The sequence below is a fragment of the Verrucomicrobiota bacterium genome, from assembly GCA_016871535.1.
Lineage (GTDB): Bacteria > Verrucomicrobiota > Verrucomicrobiia > Limisphaerales > SIBE01 > VHCZ01.
The window spans coordinates 1-4,457 of sequence record VHCZ01000380.1 but is presented as its reverse complement, the minus strand read 5'-3'; the positions used below and the strand labels follow the sequence as shown (position 1 = coordinate 4,457).

Genomic DNA, 4,457 nt, shown 5'->3' with positions numbered 1-4,457 from the left:
ACTAACTAATCCTAATCCTAATCCCCACTCCCCGAGTCCTTGAGGGATTAAGAGTAGTAGGATTCCTCGTGATCCCCGTTTGGAGGCGGTACAAGGAATTCGTTGTCCTGCTTGAAGTCTTCGGTTTACATAAGGTTATCCAAATCAAATGAGCGGGCACCATCATCACGGGCGGATCGTTGACCCGACTTTTACCTCCAAAGCGAGATCGACCTGGGAAATTGTGCGGCGCGTAGCGGTTTACCTGCGGCCCTACAAACTCATGGCGTTCGGGATGGTCGCTTGCGCCGTGCTTTCGCTTCTGTTTGCGTTCACTTATCCGAAGCTGACCCAGTTCGTCATCGACGAGGTCATCGGCCGCCGGCAAGCGGAGTTGCTCACGCCCGCGATGTTGGCCCTGCTGGGCGCATTTCTCCTCCGCGACCTGTTCAACGGCTTGAGGATTCGGGTCAACAACCGGTTCGAGCAGAACGTGATTTACGACATGCGCCGCGAGGTTTACGCCCGACTCCAGCGTCTGCCGATCCCATACTTTGACCAGCGCGCTTCGGGCGATCTGATGACCCGCGTGATCGAGGATGTGAACTCCGTCGAGCGCGTCTTGATCGATGGCACCGAGCAAGGCACGGTCGCGGTGTTGAGCATCGTCGGCGTGCTGGCGATTCTGTTTTCGACGGACGCCGCGCTGGCCGGAGTGGCGCTTGTTCCGATTCCGCTGCTTTCTGGCGGCGCGCTTTGGTACACCCTGACCGCGCATCGGCGTTACCGGGCGCAGCGCGAGGCGGCGAGCGCGATGAACGCGCTGCTCATGGATAACTTGCAGGGCATTCGCCAGATCAAAGCGTTCGGGCGGCAGAAACACGAGGACGAACGATTCGCCCAACGCGCGGACGAACTGCGTCAAGGCACGCTCGGCGTCATGCGGGCCTGGGCCATGTATTCGCCGGCGATGAGCTTTGCCGCAGCCCTGGGGATGGGGCTGGTTCTGTGGTTTGGCGGCTCGCGGGTTTTGGAAGGGAAAATGACGGTGGGCGAGTTGGTCGGCTTCCTCTTTTACCTTGGGCTCTTCTATGAGCCGGTCGGCCGGTTGCACGGCCTGAATCAAATGCTGCAAGCGGCGCGCGCCGCCGGCGAACGCGTCTTTGACATCCTCGACGCCACCGAAGAACGCCCCGAAGCTTCGCGCACGCAAGTCCTGCGCACGCCGGTGCGCGGCGAAGTCGGGTACCGGGACGTGGGATTCAGTTACCGGGCAGACCGCGTTGTCCTGAAGAACATTAACTTGCACGCCGCGCCGGGCGAAATGATTGCGCTGGTCGGGCCAACCGGAGCCGGGAAATCCACGCTTGTGAATCTGCTCCCGGCCTTCTACGAACTGACTTCCGGGCGGATCACCATTGACGGGCAGGACATCACCCAGGTGACGCTCGAATCCTTGCGCGCCCAGATCAGCATCGTCAGCCAGGAAGCCTTTCTCTTCAACGGGACGGTTTGGGAGAACATTCGGTATGGCAATCTGGACGCGACGCAGGAAGCAGTCGAAGCCGCGGCCCGCGCGGCCAATTGCCATGAATTCATCGCGCGTCTGCCGGAGGGATATCAATTGCGCGTGGGCGAGCGGGGGGTGAAATTGAGCGTTGGAGAGAAGCAGCGCGTCAGCATTGCGCGCGCGCTGTTGAAGAACGCGCCCATCCTCATACTCGACGAAGCCACAGCCAGCGTCGATACCGCCACGGAAAGGCTCATTCAGGAGGCCCTGGAACGGCTCATGGCCAACCGCACGAGCTTTGTGATTGCCCACCGTTTGAGCACCATCCGGAATGCCGATCAGATCCTGGTGTTGCGGCACGGCCAGGTCATCGAGCGCGGGACGCACGAGGAGTTGCTCGCGCAGGACGGCCTGTACGCCCGGCTCGCCCAAATTCAGAACACGACTTTCATCGAGGAAAGCTTTGAGAAGTTGGAGGTTGCGTGACCACGCACTACCTCGCTTGCGATCTCGGCGCTGAAAGCGGCCGGTTGATGGCGGGAACGTTGGACGACGGCAAGCTGGCCCTCGAAGAAATTCATCGCTTTCCCAATACGCCGATTCGGGCGGGTGATTCGCTCCACTGGAACGTTCCGCAATTGTTCCACGAACTCAAGGCGGGACTTGCGAAAGCCGCGACATTCGGCGTGCGCTTTTCCAGCTTCGGCTGTGACACGTGGGGCGTCGATTATTTGTTGTTCGACCCACGCGAGGAATTGATGCCGCCTGCGTTCCATTATCGAGATGCACGCGCGCGCCGCGGCGTCGAAGCAGCCTACAAGAAGGCGACCTGGGAAACGATTTTTGCCGAGACTGGAATCCAGTTCATGCCGTTCAACACGCTGTTCCAGTTGGCCACCGAGCCTCGGGAACGGTTGGAACGCGCCCAGCACTTGTTGCTCGTGGCCGACGGTTTGAATTACCTCCTGACAGGCGTGGCGAAAGCCGAGGAATCTCTCGCCAGCACGAGCCAGTTGTATAATCCCCGCACGCGCTCGTGGGCCGACCGGTTGATTGAAGCCCTGGGTTTGCCGCGGCGAATCTTTCCTCCCATTGTTCCCTCCGGCACAAAGCTGGGGCCCTTGCGTCCCGAAATCGCCCGCGAAACCGGGCTGACAAATCTGGAAGTCATTGCCACGTGTTCGCATGATACGGCCGCGGCGATCGCCGCCGTGCCGAGCACGTCCAGCACACACTGGGCTTACCTCAGTTCGGGAACGTGGTCGCTACTGGGTGTGGCTTTGCCTGTTCCGATCATCAACGAAACGTGCCGCGAATTGAACTTCACCAACGAAATCGGCTTCGGCGGTTCCGTTCGCCTTCTGAAGAACATTGTCGGACTGTGGGTAGTGCAAGAGTGCCGCCGCGAGTGGGCCAGAGAGGGGCGGGAATACGATTACGCCGCGCTGGCCGAACTGGCCGCCGCCGCGCCTCCTTTCGTGTCGCTGGTCAATTTGACGGACCCGCGGTTCGTGGCGCCCGGCGACATGCCGAAAAAAGTTGCCGACTATTGCGCGGAAACCAGCCAGCCTGCGCCGGTGAATCCGGGCGCCACGATCCGTTGCGTTTTGGAGAGTCTGGCGCTGCTCTATCGCCGCACGTTGCGGCAGGTGGAGCGGATCACCGGCAGCCGGATCCAGCGCTTGCACATCGTGGGCGGCGGAAGCAAGAATGCCTTGCTGAATCGTTTCACGGCGAATGCCGCGCAAATTCCCGTAGTGGTTGGACCAGCCGAAGCGACCGCCGCCGGGAACCTGCTCATCCAGGCTATTACGCTCGGGCATCTGCCCTCGCTGGCCTCGGCCAGGGATGTTGTGCGCGAATCGCTGCCCATCCAAACCCTCGCGCCGGAAGCGAAAGAAGACTGGGATGCCGCGTATGAACGATTTGAACGCCTCGAATCATCGACGCGTTGAGCCCCTGAACGACCTCCTCTCCCGTCCTGCGGACACCCTCTCCTCCTCCGATGGGCAGAGGGATGGGGTGAGGTCTCGTTCGCAGGGAGGGGAAAGCGGCCACAAGCAGTCGGCTGCTCAGAAGCGGAGGCGGGGCGTTGGAATGGGATGAGCATCGAACATCGAACTTTGAACTTTGAACTTTGAACTTTGAAAACTTAAAACCCTTTCTCCAGCGCTGGGCCATTACAACGCTGGCGGTGCTGGTCGCAGCGAATGTGGTGGATGGGATTCACTACGACACGCTCGGTGGTCTCCTGGTGGCGTCTTTGCTGTTGGGCGTCTTGAATGCGTTTCTTCGGCCCGTAATGCTGCTCTTGTCGCTGCCGTTGCTCATCCTCACCCTGGGCCTGTTCACCCTGGTAATCAACGCGATGTTGCTCTCGTTCGTCGGCTGGCTGGTGCGCCCGTTCCACGTGGACAGTTTCGGTGCGGCCTTTTGGGGCTCCCTGGTGATCAGCATTGTTTCGCTGGTCGTCAACCTCATGCTCGGCACGCATCAAGTGAAGATCGAGACCCGGCGCGGAAAGGGACCTCCCGGAGGACGCGACAGCGGCGACGGACCGGTCATTGACGTGTGACCGATCAGTGATCACTGATGACCACGACCCAATTGAAAACTGGCGTCATCACCGCCCTGGTCGTTGCCGGGGTGGCGGCTCCCATCTGGCAAAAAACAAAACTGAACCGGCGCGCTGCGGAAAACAGTCGGCTTTTGACGCAAACCGCGGAACTGCCCGCCCTCCGCCAAGAGATCGAACGGCTGCGTCCGCTGAAAGTTGATCAAGCCGAACTGGAGCGATTACGCGGTTTGCAGGGCGAAGTGTTGCAGCTTCGCGCGCAAGTAGGCGGCGCCCGGCGCGGCGACCGGGCTGCAAGCAGCAGTTTGACCTCAAGCTGAAGGCGCTCGGAGGCGTGCTGACGCCGGCGCAACTCGAAGGCTACCGTCAATTCCAGGAGACCCAGCTCAAGAT

At 60.7% G+C, this 4,457-nt stretch carries 4 protein-coding genes; all 4 read left to right on the top strand.

Annotated features, from left to right (window positions below):
- Positions 1 to 148: 148 nt before the first annotated feature.
- Positions 149 to 1,975 carry an ABC transporter ATP-binding protein gene (locus FJ398_26390; protein ID MBM3841414.1) on the top strand — a complete coding sequence of 609 codons (1,827 nt, stop codon included), beginning with the start codon at positions 149 to 151 and terminating at the stop codon, positions 1,973 to 1,975.
- Positions 1,972 to 3,444, top strand: coding sequence for a rhamnulokinase (locus FJ398_26385; protein ID MBM3841413.1), 1,473 nt, complete (start codon positions 1,972 to 1,974; stop codon positions 3,442 to 3,444). The genes FJ398_26390 and FJ398_26385 overlap by 4 nt, the downstream gene beginning before the upstream one ends.
- A gap of 182 nt (positions 3,445 to 3,626) precedes the next feature.
- Positions 3,627 to 4,064 (top strand): phage holin family protein, encoded by a 438-nt coding sequence (locus FJ398_26380; protein MBM3841412.1) that lies wholly within the window; start codon positions 3,627 to 3,629, stop codon positions 4,062 to 4,064.
- Positions 4,065 to 4,081: 17 nt separating this feature from the next.
- Positions 4,082 to 4,384, top strand: a complete 303-nt coding sequence (locus FJ398_26375) for a hypothetical protein (protein ID MBM3841411.1) — start codon at positions 4,082 to 4,084, stop codon at positions 4,382 to 4,384.
- Positions 4,385 to 4,457 lie beyond the last annotated feature (73 nt).